We start from the raw sequence: 16,151 nt of genomic DNA, 5'->3' as shown, positions 1-16,151 counted from the left end.
AACTTCACAGCACCGGGCGGTGCACCCGACGTGACCTCACCTCCACGCCGGGTGCCGCCGGTCCGTGCCCGGCCGCACCCCGCCCCCCTCGGCCGGAGGTGACCCGCGGGGTATGGCACAATGGCTAGCTGTACTCGACAGTCGCACAGGACCCCTCTCTCCTCCGGCTGACGCGTCCATCGGGCATTCGGGTACCGCATCCCCACGCGGCAGCTCGCCGTGCCCAACCACGTCAAAACCAGGAGAATCCACTCCCGTGGCAGTCAAGATCAAGCTGAAGCGTCTGGGCAAGATCCGTTCGCCTCACTACCGCATCGTCGTCGCCGACTCCCGCACCCGCCGTGACGGCCGTGCGATCGAGGAGATCGGCAAGTACCACCCGACCTACAACCCGTCGGTCATCGAGGTGGACGCCGACCGCGTGGCGTACTGGCTGGGTGTCGGCGCGCAGCCGACCGAGCCCGTCCTCGCCATCCTGAAGAAGACCGGCGACTGGCAGAAGTTCAAGGGCGAGCCGGCTCCCGCGCCGCTGCTCGTCGCCGAGCCGAAGCCGGCCCGTCCGTCGTTCGAGGCTCTCGGCGGTGACGACGAGGGCAAGGGTGAGGCGATCACCCAGAAGAAGAAGGCTGAGAAGAAGGACGAGGCGGCTGCCGAGTCCGAGTCGACCGAGGCCTGAGCAGCATGCTCGAAGAGGCGCTTGAGCACCTCGTGAAGGGCATCGTCGACAACCCTGACGATGTGCAGGTCGCCTCGCGCAACCTGCGCCGCGGGCGCGTGCTGGAGGTCCGGGTCCACCCCGACGACCTCGGCAAGGTGATCGGCCGCAACGGTCGCACCGCGCGCGCTCTGCGTACCGTCGTGGGCGCCATCGGCGGCCGCGGTGTCCGCGTCGACCTCGTCGACGTGGACCACGTCCGCTGACGCTTCATCGCAACCGGCTCGGGCCGGGGAGGGCCACTGGGCCGTCCCCGGCCCGCAGTCGTCTGACAGGAGATCTGTACACGTGCAGCTGGTAGTCGCGCGGATCGGCCGCGCCCACGGCATCAAGGGCGAGGTCACCGTCGAGGTGCGTACCGACGAGCCGGAGCTGCGGCTCGCCCCGGGCGCCGTTCTGGCCACGGACCCGGCCTCCACCGGGCCCCTCACCATCGCCACCGGCCGCGTCCACAGCGGCCGCCTGCTCCTGCGCTTCGAGGGCGTCAGCGACCGCAGCGCCGCCGAGGCCCTGCGCAACACCCTGCTGATCGCCGAGATCGACCCCGAGGTACTCCCCGAGGACGAGGACGAGTACTACGACCACCAGCTCATCGACCTGGACGTGGTCACCGAGGACGGCACGGAGGTCGGCCGGATCACGGAGATCTCGCACCTGCCCTCCCAGGACCTCTTCATCGTGGAGCGCCCGGACGGCAGCGAGGTGATGATCCCCTTCGTGGAGGAGATCGTCACCGAGATCGACCTGGAGGAGCAGAAGGCGGTCATCTCCCCTCCGCCCGGCCTGATCGACGACCGTGCGGTGATCGACTCGACCCGGGACGAGTCCTGATGCGCCTCGACGTCGTCACGATCTTCCCCGAGTACCTGGAGCCGCTGAACGTCTCCCTGGTCGGCAAGGCACGCGCGCGCGGACAACTGAACGTGCACGTGCACGACCTGCGGTCCTGGACGTACGACCGGCACAACACCGTCGACGACACCCCGTACGGCGGCGGCCCGGGCATGGTCATGAAGACCGACCCCTGGGGCGACGCCCTGGACACCGTCCTCGCCGACGGCTACGAGTCGGGCGCGCAGGCTCCCGCGCTGATCGTGCCCACCCCGAGCGGCCGCCCCTTCACCCAGGAACTCGCGGTCGAGCTCTCCGAGCGCCCCTGGCTGATCTTCACCCCGGCCCGCTACGAGGGCATCGACCGGCGCGTCATGGACGAGTACGCCACCCGGATGCCCGTCTACGAGGTCTCCATCGGCGACTACGTGCTCGCCGGCGGCGAAGCGGCCGTCCTGGTCGTCACGGAGGCCGTGGCCCGGCTGCTGCCCGGCGTCCTCGGCAACGCCGAGTCCCACCGGGACGACTCCTTCGCGCCCGGCGCGATGGCCAACCTCCTGGAAGGCCCCGTCCACACCAAGCCGCCCGTCTGGCGCGGCCGGGACATCCCCGAGGTGCTGCTCAGCGGTCATCACGGCAGGATCGCCCGCTGGCGCCGCGACGAGGCCCTGAAGCGCACGACGGCCAACCGGCCCGACCTGATCGAGCGCTGCGACCCCAAGGCCTTCGACAAGAAGGACCGCGAGATGCTCTCCATCCTGGGCTGGGAACCCGACCCGGACGGGAAGCCGTACGGCCGATTTTGGCGCCGGGCCGAGGGCGTGGAAGAATAGACCGCTGTTGTGCGTCCGTCCGGCGTGCGCCCCTGCCGCAGGGGGACACGACGCCCGTCCCGACCCGCACACGGCTTCATGCAAACACCTAGCTCCCGTTGATGACCTGTGGCATCAGCGAAGAAAGCAGACGAAATGTCTCACCTGCTCGACTCCGTCGACGTCGCGTCGCTGCGCAGCGACATCCCGGCCTTCCGCCCGGGTGACACCGTCAACGTCCACGTCCGCGTCATCGAGGGCAACCGCTCCCGTGTGCAGCAGTTCAAGGGCGTTGTGATCCGTCGCCAGGGCAGCGGTGTCCGCGAGACCTTCACGGTCCGCAAGGTCTCGTTCTCCGTCGGCGTCGAGCGCACCTTCCCGGTGCACACCCCGATCGTCGAGAAGATCGAGCTCGTCACCCGTGGTGACGTGCGCCGCGCCAAGCTGTACTACCTCCGTGACCTGCGCGGCAAGGCCGCGAAGATCAAGGAGAAGCGCGACAGCTGAGCGCCTTCCCGGGGTCACAGCGGGGCCGGATAACATCTGGCTCCGATGGACACCGAAGCACAGCCGACGGAACGCGACCGCTCCTCCCACCCCGGTACCACGGGGCCGGAGGGCCGGTCGCGTTTCTCGTTGGTGCCGCGGCTCGCCGAGTGGCTGCCGGGCGGCAGGATCACCCTCACCCTCTTCGCCTGCCTGGCGTTTTTGCTGCTCCTCAACGCTTTCGTGGTGCAACCGTTCCAGATTCCGAGCGGATCCATGGAACAGGGATTGAGGATCGGCGACCGCGTTCTCGTAAATAAGTTGGCGTACCGTTTCGGTGCCGGGCCGCACCGTGGTGACGTGGTTGTCTTCGACGGGACCGGGTATTTCGGGGACGCCGACTACGTCAAGCGCGTTGTAGGGGTGGGCGGAGACCATGTGGTCTGCTGCGACAAGGAGGGGAGGCTCGAGGTGAACGGCCGGCCGGTCGACGAGACGGCGTTCCTCTATCCCGGGGACAGCCCGTCCTCCGTCCCCTTCGACGTCGTCGTGCCCGCGGGCCGCCTGTTCGTCCTCGGGGACCACCGCAGCGACTCCAGCGACTCCCGCGACCACCTCGGCTCGCCCGGCGGCGGCATGATCCCCGTCGGCGACGTCATCGGCCGGGCCGACTGGATCGCCTGGCCGTACGCCCACTGGACGCACCTGACGCGGCCGTCCGCGTACGCGCGCGTGCCCGCTTCGGACGGTGCGCATGGGTAACCGCGGAAAACCGCGCGGGGTGCCCAGCACGCCCGCCGAGGACCTGCTGCCCACCGGGTCGCGGCGCACCTCCACGTCCGGCGGTGGCCGCACGCGCGCGGAGCGGCGCAAGCTGCAGCGCAAGGTGAAGCGCAAGCGCAGGCGGTCAGCCGTTCGGGAGATCCCCCTTCTGGTCGGCGTCGCCGTCCTCATAGCGCTGGTCCTGAAGACCTTCCTCGTCCAGGCGTTCGTGATCCCGTCGGGCTCCATGGAGCAGACGATCCGGATCGGCGACCGCGTCCTGGTCGACAAGTTCACCCCCTGGTTCGGCTCGAAGCCGCAGCGCGGGGACGTCGTCGTCTTCCACGACCCGGGTGGCTGGCTGGCCGACGAGCAGACCGCCAAGAAGCACGACCCGGTCGTCGTCAAGCAGTTCAAGGAAGGCCTCACCTTCATCGGCCTGCTGCCCTCGGACAACGAGAAGGACCTGATCAAACGGGTCATCGGGGTCGGCGGCGACCACGTCAAGTGCTGTGACGCGCAGGGCCGGGTCACCGTCAACGGCGTTCCGCTGACCGAGGCGGACTACCTGTACCCGGGCAACTCGCCCTCCTCCACGCCCTTCGACATCACCGTGCCCAAGGGCCGTCTGTGGGTGATGGGTGACCACCGGGACAACTCCGCGGACTCCCGCGCCCACCAGAACACCTCGTACGGCGGCACGGTCTCAGAGGACTCCGTGGTCGGCCGCGCCATGGTCATCGGCTGGCCCGTCGGGCACTGGACCAGCCTCGACGAACCTAAAACCTTCGCAAGCGTTTCCAACTCCGTGTCGGGGTCGTCCGCGGCCCCTCCGCCGTCGCATAGGGTTGCCTCCGACGATCCGAACGCATTGACCCGACTCCCGACCCCTGCGGAACTCCCGCTCGTTATGGGAGTGGTGGGCCTGCACCGCGGATGGCGCAGGCGGCGGCACAGAGTAAGGAGTTGGCGTGGGGGATGTGGCGGTTGGCGCACGGTCGGGACACGACGGCGAGGAGCACCGCGGTCACCCCGTGGACGGGAACGTCCCGGCTCCCGACGGGTCCGTGACCTCCGGGACCTCCGAGTTCTCGGCGGCCGACGACGGCACGCCCGAGGAGCGGGAGCCTCGGACCGGGAGTGACGGTTCGGACGAGGCCGCACGCCCGCCGAAGAAGCCGCGCTCCTTCTGGAAGGAGCTGCCGATCCTGATCGGCATCGCGCTGGTCCTGGCGCTGCTGATCAAGACGTTCCTGGTGCAGGCGTTCTCGATCCCGTCCGACTCGATGCAGAACACCCTCCAGCAGGGTGACCGCGTCCTGGTCGACAAGCTCACCCCGTGGTTCGGCTCCGAGCCCGACCGCGGCGAGGTCGTCGTCTTCCACGACCCGGACAACTGGCTGGCGGGTGAGCCGGCGCCCAACCCGAACGCGGTGCAGAAGGTGCTCAGCTGGATCGGCCTGATGCCGTCCGCGGAGGAGAAGGACCTGATCAAGCGTGTGATCGGAGTCGGCGGCGACACGATCCAGTGCAAGGGCACCGGCCCGCTGACGGTCAACGGCAAGGCGCTGAACGAGCCGTACGTCTACCCCGGCAACACACCGTGCAGCCAGGACGACCAGGGCGGTCAGTTCAAGGTGACGGTCCCCAAGGGCTACATCTGGGTGATGGGCGACCACCGCCAGAACTCCCGTGACTCCCGTTACAACCAGTCCGACAAGAACCACGGCATGGTCCCCGTCGACAAGGTCGTCGGCCGTGCCATCGTCAAGGCCTGGCCGATCAACCGCTGGGGCACCCTGCCGGTCCCGGACACCTTCGACCAGGGCCTGGACCAGAAGTCCTCCGCCTCGGCGTCGCTGTCGGTGGCGCCCGCGGGCGTCGCGGTGGCCGCGGTCCTGCCGGTGGCGGTGTGGCGGCGCAGGCGGTCGGACCGCCTGGAGTCCAAGAACAGGTAAGCAGTGGCCCGGGCCGCGAAAGAGGGGCTGCCCCTGCTCGGTACCGCCGGGTAGGGTGCGGGTCCATGGGTGGCGAGAGCACGACGCGTACGGCCCCGCGCAGCGCGGGCGCAGGCACGGCACAGGCCGGTGGCAGCCGGATCGGGAACCGGCTGTCCGGGGTGGCCATGGCGCTGGGCCTGGTGCTGTTCCTGGCGGGCTTCGGCTGGGCGGCACTGGTCTACCGGCCGTACACCGTGCCCACCAGCTCGATGAGCCCGACGATCGCCATCGGCGACCGGGTGCTGGCCCAGCGCGTCGACGGCAACGAGGTCAGGCGCGGTGACGTGGTCGTCTTCCGCGACAAGAGCTGGGTCACCAACGCCAACGTGGTCAAGCGGGTCGTCGCGGTCGGCGGCGACACCGTCTCCTGCTGCACGAACGGCAAGCTCACCGTCAACGGCAAGCAGATCGATGAGCCGTACCTGCCCGCCGGCAGCCTGGCAGAGAACCAGAACTTCCCGACCGTGACCGTCCCCAAGGGCCGCCTCTTCCTCCTCGGTGACGAACGCCAGGGCTCCCTGGACTCCACCGCCCACCTCACCGACGCCGCCAAGGGCACGGTGTCCCGGGACGCCGTCGCCGCCCGCGTCGACTCCGTCGTCTGGCCCATGAAGGGCCTGCTCAAGCGCCCCACCGGCTTCGAGGCCCTGGGCAGCCTGTCCCAGCCGGGCCCGCTCCGGACCATCGAACTCATGATCGTCGCCGGTGCCGTCCTGGTGCTGGGCGGCGGTGCCTACGGCCCGATCGCCAAGCGGCTGGGCCGCGCCCGCACCGGCGTGGAGACCGCCGGTGCCCGCTGAGACCACGCGGACCGGCGAGGACACCTACGAGGGCGGGCTGCGCAAGGTCGCCCGGGTGGTCCTGCTCGACCCCCGGGACCGCATCCTCCTGCTGCACGGCCATGAGCCGGAGGATCCGGCCGACGACTGGTGGTTCACCCCCGGCGGCGGCCTGGAGGGCGCCGAGACGCGCGAGGAGGCGGCGCTCAGGGAACTCGCCGAGGAGACCGGCATCACCGATGTCGAACTCGGGCCCGTGCTGTGGCGCCGGCAGTGCTCCTTCCCGTTCGCGGGCCGACGCTGGGACCAGGACGAGTGGTACTACCTGGCCCGTACGGCCCAGACGGAGACCGAGGCCCAGGGCCTGACGGATCTTGAGCGGCGCAGCGTCGCCGGAGCGCGCTGGTGGACGTGTCAGGAACTGACCCGGGCACATGAGACGGTGTATCCGACCAGACTCGCCGAGCTGCTGCGCACGCTGCTCGACGAAGGTCCCCCGGCCAGGCCCGTGACCCTTGACACGGAAATCGTCTGAAGGCTCGTCGGACTGGCGCACAATGGTGGGATCGCACGGCTGAAGGGGAACATGCCATGAGCGCCGAGGACCTCGAGAAGTACGAGACCGAGATGGAGCTGAAGCTCTACCGGGAGTATCGAGACGTCGTCGGTCTGTTCAAATACGTGATCGAGACCGAGCGGCGCTTCTACCTCACCAACGACTACGAGATGCAGGTGCACTCGGTCCAGGGAGAGGTGTTCTTCGAGGTGTCGATGGCGGACGCCTGGGTCTGGGACATGTATCGGCCGGCCCGTTTCGTGAAGCAGGTCCGCGTCCTCACGTTCAAGGACGTGAACATTGAGGAGCTGAACAAGAGCGACCTGGAGCTCCCGGGCGGGTGACGGAGTTTTCCACAACCGCCGAGTGGTCCACCAAGATCCACTTCTCGGGGCCGGATGCGTGACGGTTGGCGCCGGAGGTGGTGCCGACATGAGCAAGGCACGCAGTGGACTCGGCAGGTACGGCGAGGATCTGGCCGCGCGGCGGCTGACCGAGGCCGGGATGACGATCCTGCAGCGCAACTGGCGCTGCGGACGGTCCGGCGAGATCGACATCGTGGCCCGGGACGGGAGCACGCTGGTCGTCTGCGAGGTGAAGACGCGCAGGGGCGGCGCCTTCCAGCACCCGATGGCCGCCGTCACGGCCGAGAAGGCACAACGGCTGCTGACCCTGGCCGAACGCTGGATCCAGACCCACGGAGGAGCCCCGCCCGGAGGCGTCCGCATCGACCTGATCGGCGTTCTCCTGCCCCGCCGGGGCGCCCCGTCCGTCGAGCACGCGCGGGGGGTGGCCTGAGATGGGATTCGCCCGTACGTGCTCCGTGGCCCTGGTCGGCGTCGAGGGCGTGGTCGTCGAGGTCCAGGCCGACCTGGAACCGGGAGTGGCCGCCTTCACCCTGGTGGGCCTCCCGGACAAGAGCCTGACGGAGAGCAGGGACCGGGTTCGGGCGGCGGTGGTGAACTCGGGCGGCGAATGGCCGCAGAAGAAGCTCACCGTCGGACTCAGCCCGGCGTCCGTGCCCAAGGCCGGCTCCGGCTTCGACCTGGCCGTCGCCTGCGCGGTGCTCGGCGCCGCCGAGCGCATCGACCCCCGGGTCCTCGCCGACATCGTCATGATCGGAGAACTCGGACTGGACGGCCGGGTGCGGCCGGTGCGGGGCATCCTGCCCGCGGTCCTCGCGGCCGCCGACGCGGGCTACGAACAGGTGGTCGTACCGGAGTGCGCCGCCGCCGAGGCCTCGCTCGTGCCCGGCGTGTCGGTGCTCGGCATCCGCAGCCTTCGGCAGCTGATCGCCGTGCTGACCGACGAGCCCGTGCCCGTGGAGGAACCGGACGACCAGGGGCGCCCGGACCCCCTGCTGGCCGGCCTCCGCATGCCGGGCACGGGCGCCGCCACCGGCATGCGCAGCGTCGGTGCGGCACAGCACGACCGGGACCACGACCTGGCCGATGTCGTGGGCCAGACCTCGGCGCGCACGGCCGTGGAGGTGGCCGCGGCCGGAGGGCACCATCTGTTCCTGGAGGGCCCGCCGGGCGCGGGCAAGACCATGCTGGCCGAGCGCCTGCCCGCCGTGCTTCCCCGGCTCACCCGGGAGGAGTCACTGGAGGTCACCGCGGTCCACTCGGTGGCCGGGCTGCTGCCTCCGGGCAAGCCGCTCATCGACGTCGCCCCCTACTGCGCCCCGCACCACTCGGCCACGATGCAGTCACTCGTCGGCGGCGGCCCGGGCGTCGCACGGCCCGGCGCGGTCTCCCTCGCCCACCGGGGCGTGCTGTTCCTGGACGAGGCACCCGAGTTCCACAGCCAGACGCTGGACGCGCTGCGGCAGCCCCTGGAGTCCGGACACGTGGTGATCGCGCGCAGCGCGGGCGTGGTCCGGTTCCCGGCGAGGTTCCTCATGATCCTGGCGGCCAACCCCTGCCCCTGCGGACGCTTCTCGCAGCGGGACTCCCTGTGCGACTGCCCGCCGTCCGCGATCCGCCGCTACCAGGCCCGGCTGTCCGGCCCGCTGCTGGACCGGGTCGACCTGCGGGTCGAGGTCGACCCGGTCACCCGCGCCCAGCTCACCGAACCCGGCGCCTGCGGCGAGTCCAGCGCGACCGTCGCCGACCGGGTCAGGGCGGCCCGGGAGCGGGCGGCCGTCCGGCTCACCGGCACCCCCTGGCGCACCAACAGCGAGGTGCCCGGACGGGAGCTGCGCAGCCGATTCCATGCCGCCGCCGGCGCGATGGACGAGGCCGAACGCAACCTCGAGCGGGGCGTGCTCACGGCCCGCGGCATCGACCGGGTGCTGCGCGTCGCCTGGACGGTGGCGGACCTCGTCGGTCACGACCGCCCGGACGCCACCGACGTCTGCCTCGCTCTGCAACTGCGCACCGGAGTGCCGCGCGGCGTGCCCATGGCCCTCGGGGCCCTGACGTGACCACAGGACCCGACCCGGACGGGGAACTGCTCGACCGGGTCTTTCTCGCCCGGGTCATCGAGCCCGGGGACGAGGTCGGCGGGCGGTGGCTGCGGGAGTTCGGCGTGGGGGAGGTGGTACGGCGGTTGCGCGACGGCGGGGAGCCGCTGCCGGGGGTGAGCGGAACTCGGTGGGGAGGGCTGGTCGGGCGGGCCCGGCGGGCCGAGCCGGAGCGGGACCTGCAGGTGGCGCGGGCCGCCGGAACACGGTTCGTCTGTCCGGGGGACGCCGAGTGGCCGGGGCAGCTCGATGACCTCGGGGACGGGCGGCCCACGGGGCTGTGGGTGCGGGGGCGGGCCGGTCTGCGGATGTGGGCGCTCAGGTCCGTGGCCGTCGTGGGAGCACGCGCCTGCACCGAGTACGGCGCCCATGCCGCGGCCACCCTCGCCTCGGGCCTGGCCGAGCGCGGCTGGGTCGTCGTGTCGGGCGGTGCCTACGGGATCGACGGCGCCGCCCACAGAGGCACCCTCGCCGCAGGCGGAGCCACCGTCGCCGTCCTGGCCTGCGGCGTCGACCGGCCCTACCCCCGCGGCCACACCGCCCTGATCGACAGGATCGCGGAACAGGGTCTGGTGGTGGGGGAGTTGCCGCCCGGAGATCATCCGACTCCGAGCCGGTTCATCCTGCGGAACAGAGTGATCGCGGCGCTCACCAGGGGCACCGTCGTCGTGGAGGCGGCCTGCCGCAGCGGTTCGCTGGCCACGGCCCGTGCGGCGGCCCGGCTCGGGAGGTTCACCATGGGTGTGCCCGGGCCCGTCACCAGCGGACTCTCCGCCGGCGTGCACGAACTGCTGCGCGGCGAGGCCGTCCTGGTCACCGACGCCGCGGACGTCGTCGAACTCGTGGGCGACATCGGCGAGCTGGCCCCGCCCCGGAGAGGTCCCGTACTCCCGCGTGACCTGCTGGAACCGGACGCCCGGGCCGTCCTCGCCGCCCTGCCCGGAAGCCGCGCGGCCCCCGTCGGGGAGATCGCCTGCGGTGCGCGCACCACGCCGGACGACGCGATCGCGAGGCTGTACGAACTCCGAGCACTTGGATACGTCGAACGACACGGCGACGGCTGGAAGTTGACACGCCAGGCGATGATCTCGGCCCGGAGCTGTCACGGTCCGTGCTGACCGAGGGTGTTCGGCCGTCCGAGGGAATCCCCTACGCCCTTGGGATTTCGCGGAGTTGACCCCTTTGCCCGGTCACGCAGAGCGAGCTGCCGGGCGCGGTGGCGCGGACGGCGGGAGAGGCCCGCGCAGGGGTGGACCGTCCTTGTTCGCACACCGCGACTCCTCAGTCACGCTACGCTCACGAAAGCCCGGGCGCAGACCGCGCCATCTCGACATCAGACCGACAGCTCACCCAGGTACGGCAGAACGGCACAAGGCGACGAATGCCCCAGCACACCTCCGGGTCCGACCGGACGGCGATCCCCGCGGCCGCCCGCGACGGTGGCAGCGTGCGACCGCCCGCTCCCTCGACGCTCGACGAGCTGTGGCGGTCGTACAAGGAGACGGGGGACGACCGGCTGCGGGAGCAGCTGATCCTGCACTACTCGCCGCTGGTCAAGTACGTGGCGGGCCGGGTGAGCGTCGGCCTGCCGCCCAACGTGGAGCAGGCCGACTTCGTCTCCTCCGGCGTGTTCGGGCTGATCGACGCGATCGAGAAGTTCGACATCGACCGGGAGATCAAGTTCGAGACGTACGCGATCACCCGGATCCGGGGCGCGATGATCGACGAACTGCGGGCGCTGGACTGGATCCCCCGGTCCGTCCGGCAGAAGGCGCGCAACGTCGAGCGGGCCTACGCCACCCTGGAGGCGCGGCTGCGGAGGACGCCGACGGAAGGAGAGGTCGCCACCGAACTGGGCATGGAGGTCGACGAACTCCACGCGGTGTTCAGCCAGTTGTCGCTGGCCAACGTGGTCGCCCTGGAGGAGCTGCTGCACGTCGGCGGCGAGGGCGGGGACCGGCTCAGCCTCATGGACACGCTGGAGGACACCGCCGCCGACAATCCGGTGGAGGTGGCCGAGGACCGGGAGCTGCGGCGGTTCCTGGCGCGGGCGATCAACACGCTGCCCGAGCGGGAGAAGACCGTCGTCACGCTCTACTACTACGAGGGGCTCACCCTCGCCGAGATCGGCAATGTGCTCGGGGTCACCGAGAGCCGGGTCAGCCAGATCCACACCAAGTCGGTGCTGCAGCTGCGGGCCAAGCTGGCGAGCTTCGGGCGCTGAGTCCTCCCTTCCGGGGTGGGGTGTCCGTAAAGTGGTTGACGTGCCAAGGATTCGAGCGGCCTCCGTGGCCGAGCACCGGTCGATGCAGCGAGCCGCCCTGCTGGACGCGGCTCGGTCCCTGCTGTCCGAGGGCGGGACGGAGGCGCTGACCTTCCCGGCCCTCGCCGAGCGGACGGGGCTGGCGCGGTCGTCCGTGTACGAGTACTTCCGCTCGCGGGCCGCCGTGGTCGAGGAGCTGTGCGAGGTCGACTTCCCCGTGTGGGCGGCGGAGGTCGCGGCGGCGATGGAGCGTGCGTCGTCGGCCGAGGACAAGGTCGAGGCGTACGTGCGGCAGCAGCTGGCGCTGGTCGGGGACCGCCGGCACCGGGCTGTCGTGGCGATCTCGGCGAGTGAGCTGGATGCGGGGGCGCGCGAGAAGATCCGGGCCGCGCACGGCGAGCTGGTCGCGATGGTCGTCGAGGCGTTGGGGGAGATGGGACACGGGCAGCCGCGGCTGGCGGCGATGCTGCTGCAGGGAGTCGTGGACGCGGCTGTGCGGCGGATCGAGCTCGGCGCCGCCGAGGATCCCTCCGTGGTGACGGATGCCGCGGTGGCCATGGCGCTACGGGGTGTGACGGGCTGAGTTCCCTGCTGCCGGGCGGGGTGGGTTTTCGGTCGCCCGGCGGGATGCCCGCAGTCACGGCCGGTGCGTGTGCGGCCGGCAGTGTCGCAACTTCCCGGGAGCGCGGGGAACTGCGCGACCGGCCCCACGCACCCGCGGCTACGCAGGCACTCCCAGTACCGGCAGCAGTCTCGACGGCCCCCTGTGCAGCAGCCAGGGCGGCAGCAGGGACAGCGGGTCCAGGTACGTCTCGTCTCTCAGCAGGCCCCAGTGCACGCACGTGCCCGAGCAGTGCGACCCCGTCGCCTCGACCGTGCCCACCACCTCGGCCGTCCCCACCGTGTCCCCCTTCCGCACCGAGGGGCTGACCGGCTCGTACGTCGTGCGCAGGTCCGTGCCCGCCAATTGGACGGACACCACGCCACGCCCGGCCACGCGGCCCGCGAAGGTCACCCGCCCGGGCGCCACCGCCCGTACCGGGGCGCCGGGGGGCGCGGCCAGGTCCACGCCCCGGTGGCCGGGGCCGTAGACCGTCGCCGGGGGCTCCCAGCCCCGCAGCACCAGCGGGCGGACGCCCACCGGCCAGGCCCGGGCGATGGCCGGAACCCGCTCCTCCTGGGCAGGTGGGGGCAGGGACGCCCAGGCCACGGGAGTCTGCGCCGTCGCCGCCGAGGCCAGCAGCAATCCCGCCCACACGCCCACGCACCGCATCACTCGTCGCATGCGAAGACCCTCCCGCACCCCCGCCGATCATGGCCGGGATCTGTGGACTACTCCCCGGTTGTGGAGAGCGGCGTCACCCGACGCTCCCACGGTCCCGTACACTTCTTCTGGCGATCCGGGTCACCGGGTCGACTTCGCACGCCCCGACACCTGGTGATCACAAGCCGGTGTCAGCGCTCCTCGGTCCTTCGTGGCACGGCGCAGGTGGGCGTCAGGCGCGGGAGCCGTCCGGCATCCGCGGCACAACCGAGAAATTCAAGGAGATACGGCCATGGCCGTCGTCACGATGCGGGAGCTGCTGGAGAGCGGCGTCCACTTCGGTCACCAGACCCGTCGCTGGAACCCGAAGATGAAGCGCTTCATCTTCACCGAGCGCAACGGCATCTACATCATCGACCTGCTCCAGTCGCTGTCGTACATCGACCGCGCCTACGAGTTCGTCAAGGAGACCGTCGCCCACGGCGGCACGGTCATGTTCGTCGGCACGAAGAAGCAGGCGCAGGAGGCCATCGCCGAGCAGGCCACCCGCGTCGGCATGCCCTACGTCAACCAGCGCTGGCTGGGCGGCATGCTCACCAACTTCTCGACCGTCTACAAGCGTCTGCAGCGCCTCAAGGAGCTCGAGCAGATCGACTTCGAGGACGTCGCCGCCTCCGGTCTGACCAAGAAGGAGCTTCTCGTGCTCTCGCGCGAGAAGGCCAAGCTGGAGAAGACCCTCGGTGGTATCCGCGAGATGCAGAAGGTGCCCAGCGCCGTCTGGATCGTGGACACCAAGAAGGAGCACATCGCGGTCGGTGAGGCCCGGAAGCTCAACATCCCGGTCGTCGCCATCCTCGACACCAACTGCGACCCCGACGAGGTCGACTACAAGATCCCGGGCAACGACGACGCGATCCGCTCCGTCACCCTGCTCACCCGTGTGATCGCCGACGCCGTCGCCGAGGGCCTCATCGCCCGCTCCGGCGTCGCCACCGGCGACAAGGGTGAGAAGGCTGCCGGCGAGCCGCTCGCCGAGTGGGAGCGCGACCTGCTCGAGGGTGAGAAGAAGGACGAGGCTCCGGCCGCCGAGGCTGCTCCGGCCGCCGAGGCCGAGGCCGCTCCGGTCGAGGCTGAGGCCGCTCCGGTCGAGGAGAAGGCCGCCGAGGGCGAGCAGGCCTGACGTCAGCGTTGACGGCGGGGGCGGTGACATGAAGTCCGCCCCCGCTGTTCACCTGTAGGTCGGCGCGCAGTCCGTGATCCGCGTTCACATGTGGATCGCAGACCGTACCGATCTCCGATCTTCCAAGACTTCGAGAAAGACTCACAGACTCATGGCGAACTACACCGCCGCCGACGTCAAGAAGCTCCGTGAGCTCACCGGCGCCGGCATGATGGACTGCAAGAAGGCGCTTGACGAGGCCGAGGGCAACGTCGAGAAGGCCGTCGAGGCGCTGCGCATCAAGGGCCAGAAGGGCGTCGCCAAGCGTGAGGGCCGCTCCGCCGAGAACGGCGCCGTGGTCTCCATCATCGCCGACGACAACTCCTCCGGCGTCCTCGTCGAGCTGAAGTGCGAGACGGACTTCGTCGCCAAGGGCGACAAGTTCCAGGCCGTCGCCACCGCGATCGCCGAGCACGTCGCCAAGACCTCCCCGGCCGACCTCGAGGCCCTGCTCGCCTCCGAGATCGAGGCCGGCAAGACCGTCCAGGCGTTCGTGGACGAGGCCAACGCCAACCTCGGCGAGAAGATCGTCCTGGACCGCTTCGCGCAGTTCGCGGACGGCTTCGTGCTCGCCTACATGCACCGCACCATGCCCGACCTGCCCCCGCAGATCGGTGTCCTGGTCGAGCTGGACAAGCCGAACGCCGAGGTCGCCAAGGGCATCGCCCAGCACATCGCCGCCTTCGCGCCGAAGTACCTCTCCAAGGATGACGTGCCCGCCGAGGTCGTCGAGTCCGAGCGCCGCGTCGCCGAGGAGACCACCCGCGCCGAGGGCAAGCCCGAGGCCGCCCTGCCGAAGATCGTCGAGGGTCGCCTCAACGGCTTCTTCAAGGACGCCACGCTGCTCGGCCAGCCGTACGCGCTGGACAACAAGAAGTCGGTCCAGAAGGTCCTGGACGAGGCCGGTGTCACCCTGAAGCGCTTCACGCGCATCAAGGTCGGCATCTGAGTCCGTACCGCGATCGACGCGCGACCCGAGGAGAATTCTCGATAGGGTCGAAAGCAGTCGTCCGCGCACACCGCCACACCCAGGCACGTGGCGGACGGCAGCAGATCTGACGAGGAGGCCATTGCCGCGCATGGGAGCGAAAAGCGACCCCACCGGCAATGGCCTTCTTCGTATGTGCAACACGTGAAAGAGGCGGGATCTCCATGACCACCAAGGCCCAGAAGAGCGACGACGGCAAAGTACGCGGCCGGTTTCTGCTGAAGCTGTCCGGAGAGGCCTTCTCCGGTGGCGGGGGCCTGGGCGTGGACCCGGACGTGGTGCACAAGATCGCCCGTGAGATCGCCGCCGTCGTCCGCGACGGCGCCGAGATCGCGGTCGTCATCGGCGGCGGAAACTTCTTCCGGGGCGCCGAACTGCAGCAGCGCGGCATGGACCGCGCCCGCTCCGACTACATGGGCATGCTCGGCACCGTGATGAACTGCCTCGCCCTCCAGGACTTCCTGGAGAAGGAGGGCATCGACAGCCGGGTGCAGACCGCCATCACGATGGGCCAGGTCGCCGAGCCGTACATCCCGCTGCGCGCCGTGCGCCACCTGGAGAAGGGCCGCGTGGTCATCTTCGGCGCCGGTATGGGCATGCCGTACTTCTCCACCGACACCACCGCCGCCCAGCGCGCCCTGGAGATCGACGCCGAGGCGCTGCTCATGGGCAAGAACGGTGTGGACGGGGTCTACGACTCCGACCCCAAGACCAACCCCGACGCCGTCAAGTTCGACGCCCTCGGCTACGGCGAGGTCATCACCCGCGACCTCAAGGTCGCCGACGCCACCGCCATCACGCTGTGCCGTGACAACAAGCTGCCGATCCTCGTCTTCGAGCTGCTCGCGGAGGGCAATATCGCCCGAGCGGTCAAGGGTGAGAAGATCGGCACGCTGGTGGGTGACCAGGGCAGCCGGGCCTGACCGGCACACCCCCGTCACCCGGGGTACGCCACCTGTCCGGGGGACGGACGGGACGCACCCTGGCCGGGGGATGGACAATGTCCTGCCGG

The 16,151-nt window shown here is 70.4% G+C and carries 20 protein-coding genes; 19 read left to right on the top strand and 1 reads right to left on the bottom strand.

The window, feature by feature from the left end; genetic code table 11:
- Positions 1–256 precede the first annotated feature (256 nt).
- The 16 genes from rpsP to FB157_RS27880 all read left to right on the top strand — a co-directional run bounded on the left by rpsP (position 257) and on the right by FB157_RS27880 (position 12,251).
- Positions 257–676 carry a 30S ribosomal protein S16 gene (rpsP, locus tag FB157_RS27955; RefSeq protein WP_023546467.1) on the top strand — a complete coding sequence of 140 codons (420 nt, stop codon included), beginning with the start codon at positions 257–259 and terminating at the stop codon, positions 674–676.
- Between the two features lie 5 nt (positions 677–681).
- A complete protein-coding gene (locus tag FB157_RS27950; RefSeq protein ID WP_003973401.1) occupies positions 682–921 on the top strand; it encodes an RNA-binding protein in 240 nt (79 codons plus the stop codon).
- An 82-nt stretch (positions 922–1,003) separates the two neighbouring features.
- Positions 1,004–1,546 carry a ribosome maturation factor RimM gene (gene rimM / locus FB157_RS27945; protein WP_145883432.1) on the top strand — a complete coding sequence of 181 codons (543 nt, stop codon included), beginning with the start codon at positions 1,004–1,006 and terminating at the stop codon, positions 1,544–1,546.
- Entirely contained in the window at positions 1,546–2,379 is an 834-nt protein-coding gene (trmD, locus tag FB157_RS27940) for a tRNA (guanosine(37)-N1)-methyltransferase TrmD (RefSeq protein ID WP_145883431.1), read from the top strand. Before rimM ends, trmD begins: the two co-directional genes overlap by 1 nt.
- 135 nt (positions 2,380–2,514) lie before the next feature.
- Positions 2,515–2,865, top strand: a complete 351-nt coding sequence (gene rplS / locus FB157_RS27935; protein ID WP_145883430.1) for a 50S ribosomal protein L19 — start codon at positions 2,515–2,517, stop codon at positions 2,863–2,865.
- A 45-nt stretch (positions 2,866–2,910) separates the two neighbouring features.
- Entirely contained in the window at positions 2,911–3,606 is a 696-nt protein-coding gene (gene lepB / locus FB157_RS27930) for a signal peptidase I (RefSeq protein ID WP_145883429.1), read from the top strand.
- On the top strand, positions 3,599–4,750 hold the full coding sequence (gene lepB / locus FB157_RS27925) for a signal peptidase I (protein WP_145883428.1): 1,152 nt from the start codon (positions 3,599–3,601) through the stop codon (positions 4,748–4,750). Before lepB (FB157_RS27930) ends, lepB (FB157_RS27925) begins: the two co-directional genes overlap by 8 nt.
- Complete coding sequence (gene lepB / locus FB157_RS27920; RefSeq protein ID WP_391336397.1) at positions 4,674–5,564, top strand: signal peptidase I; 891 nt, start codon at positions 4,674–4,676, stop codon at positions 5,562–5,564. Before lepB (FB157_RS27925) ends, lepB (FB157_RS27920) begins: the two co-directional genes overlap by 77 nt.
- A 65-nt stretch (positions 5,565–5,629) precedes the next feature.
- A complete protein-coding gene (gene lepB, locus FB157_RS27915) occupies positions 5,630–6,406 on the top strand; it encodes a signal peptidase I (protein WP_145883426.1) in 777 nt (258 codons plus the stop codon).
- On the top strand, positions 6,396–6,920 hold the full coding sequence (locus tag FB157_RS27910) for an NUDIX hydrolase (RefSeq protein ID WP_145883425.1): 525 nt from the start codon (positions 6,396–6,398) through the stop codon (positions 6,918–6,920). Before lepB (FB157_RS27915) ends, FB157_RS27910 begins: the two co-directional genes overlap by 11 nt.
- A 56-nt stretch (positions 6,921–6,976) precedes the next feature.
- Positions 6,977–7,285 (top strand): DUF2469 domain-containing protein, encoded by a 309-nt coding sequence (locus FB157_RS27905; protein WP_003965949.1) that lies wholly within the window; start codon positions 6,977–6,979, stop codon positions 7,283–7,285.
- A gap of 58 nt (positions 7,286–7,343) precedes the next feature.
- Complete coding sequence (locus FB157_RS27900) at positions 7,344–7,739, top strand: YraN family protein (protein WP_145883424.1); 396 nt, start codon at positions 7,344–7,346, stop codon at positions 7,737–7,739.
- Between the two features lies 1 nt (position 7,740).
- Entirely contained in the window at positions 7,741–9,366 is a 1,626-nt protein-coding gene (locus FB157_RS27895; protein WP_145883423.1) for a YifB family Mg chelatase-like AAA ATPase, read from the top strand.
- Positions 9,363–10,523, top strand: a complete 1,161-nt coding sequence (dprA, locus tag FB157_RS27890) for a DNA-processing protein DprA (RefSeq protein ID WP_145883422.1) — start codon at positions 9,363–9,365, stop codon at positions 10,521–10,523. The genes FB157_RS27895 and dprA overlap by 4 nt, the downstream gene beginning before the upstream one ends.
- Positions 10,524–10,786: 263 nt before the next feature.
- Positions 10,787–11,629, top strand: a complete 843-nt coding sequence (gene whiG, locus FB157_RS27885; RefSeq protein WP_145883421.1) for an RNA polymerase sigma factor WhiG — start codon at positions 10,787–10,789, stop codon at positions 11,627–11,629.
- 64 nt (positions 11,630–11,693) lie between these two features.
- Positions 11,694–12,251, top strand: a complete 558-nt coding sequence (locus FB157_RS27880) for a TetR/AcrR family transcriptional regulator (protein WP_145883568.1) — start codon at positions 11,694–11,696, stop codon at positions 12,249–12,251.
- Positions 12,252–12,389: 138 nt separating this feature from the next.
- On the opposite strand, the gene FB157_RS27875 is transcribed toward FB157_RS27880, so the two are convergent.
- Positions 12,390–12,953: a murein hydrolase activator EnvC gene (locus tag FB157_RS27875; RefSeq protein ID WP_261386574.1), complete on the bottom strand. Its 564-nt coding sequence runs from the start codon at positions 12,951–12,953 to the stop codon at positions 12,390–12,392.
- A gap of 271 nt (positions 12,954–13,224) precedes the next feature.
- On the opposite strand from FB157_RS27875, the gene rpsB reads away from it, so the two are divergent.
- The 3 genes from rpsB to pyrH all read left to right on the top strand — a co-directional run bounded on the left by rpsB (position 13,225) and on the right by pyrH (position 16,062).
- Positions 13,225–14,112: a 30S ribosomal protein S2 gene (rpsB, locus tag FB157_RS27870; protein ID WP_145883420.1), complete on the top strand. Its 888-nt coding sequence runs from the start codon at positions 13,225–13,227 to the stop codon at positions 14,110–14,112.
- A gap of 151 nt (positions 14,113–14,263) precedes the next feature.
- Positions 14,264–15,100 (top strand): translation elongation factor Ts, encoded by an 837-nt coding sequence (gene tsf, locus FB157_RS27865; RefSeq protein ID WP_145883419.1) that lies wholly within the window; start codon positions 14,264–14,266, stop codon positions 15,098–15,100.
- A 203-nt stretch (positions 15,101–15,303) separates the two neighbouring features.
- Entirely contained in the window at positions 15,304–16,062 is a 759-nt protein-coding gene (gene pyrH, locus FB157_RS27860; RefSeq protein WP_067010707.1) for a UMP kinase, read from the top strand.
- Positions 16,063–16,151 lie beyond the last annotated feature (89 nt).

It is taken from the genome of Streptomyces sp. BK340 (genome assembly GCF_007827595.1).
In the GTDB taxonomy this organism is placed as follows: domain Bacteria; phylum Actinomycetota; class Actinomycetes; order Streptomycetales; family Streptomycetaceae; genus Streptomyces.
This window is presented reverse-complemented; position numbering and strand designations above follow the sequence as displayed.

What these genes read in the sequence shown, in the direction of transcription:
- trmD (WP_145883431.1), top strand. Translation starts at nt 1,546, where the DNA reads ATGCGCCTCGACGTCGTCACGATCTTCCCCGAGTACCTGGAGCCGCTG.
- FB157_RS27950 (WP_003973401.1), top strand. Translation starts at nt 682, where the DNA reads ATGCTCGAAGAGGCGCTTGAGCACCTCGTGAAGGGCATCGTCGACAAC.
- tsf (WP_145883419.1), top strand. Translation starts at nt 14,264, where the DNA reads ATGGCGAACTACACCGCCGCCGACGTCAAGAAGCTCCGTGAGCTCACC.
- lepB (WP_145883426.1), top strand. Translation starts at nt 5,630, where the DNA reads ATGGGTGGCGAGAGCACGACGCGTACGGCCCCGCGCAGCGCGGGCGCA.
- lepB (WP_145883429.1), top strand. Translation starts at nt 2,911, where the DNA reads ATGGACACCGAAGCACAGCCGACGGAACGCGACCGCTCCTCCCACCCC.
- pyrH (WP_067010707.1), top strand. Translation starts at nt 15,304, where the DNA reads ATGACCACCAAGGCCCAGAAGAGCGACGACGGCAAAGTACGCGGCCGG.
- rplS (WP_145883430.1), top strand. Translation starts at nt 2,515, where the DNA reads ATGTCTCACCTGCTCGACTCCGTCGACGTCGCGTCGCTGCGCAGCGAC.
- rpsB (WP_145883420.1), top strand. Translation starts at nt 13,225, where the DNA reads ATGGCCGTCGTCACGATGCGGGAGCTGCTGGAGAGCGGCGTCCACTTC.
- FB157_RS27905 (WP_003965949.1), top strand. Translation starts at nt 6,977, where the DNA reads ATGAGCGCCGAGGACCTCGAGAAGTACGAGACCGAGATGGAGCTGAAG.
- whiG (WP_145883421.1), top strand. Translation starts at nt 10,787, where the DNA reads ATGCCCCAGCACACCTCCGGGTCCGACCGGACGGCGATCCCCGCGGCC.
- FB157_RS27895 (WP_145883423.1), top strand. Translation starts at nt 7,741, where the DNA reads ATGGGATTCGCCCGTACGTGCTCCGTGGCCCTGGTCGGCGTCGAGGGC.
- lepB (WP_145883428.1), top strand. Translation starts at nt 3,599, where the DNA reads ATGGGTAACCGCGGAAAACCGCGCGGGGTGCCCAGCACGCCCGCCGAG.
- FB157_RS27875 (WP_261386574.1), bottom strand. Translation starts at nt 12,953, where the DNA reads ATGCGACGAGTGATGCGGTGCGTGGGCGTGTGGGCGGGATTGCTGCTG.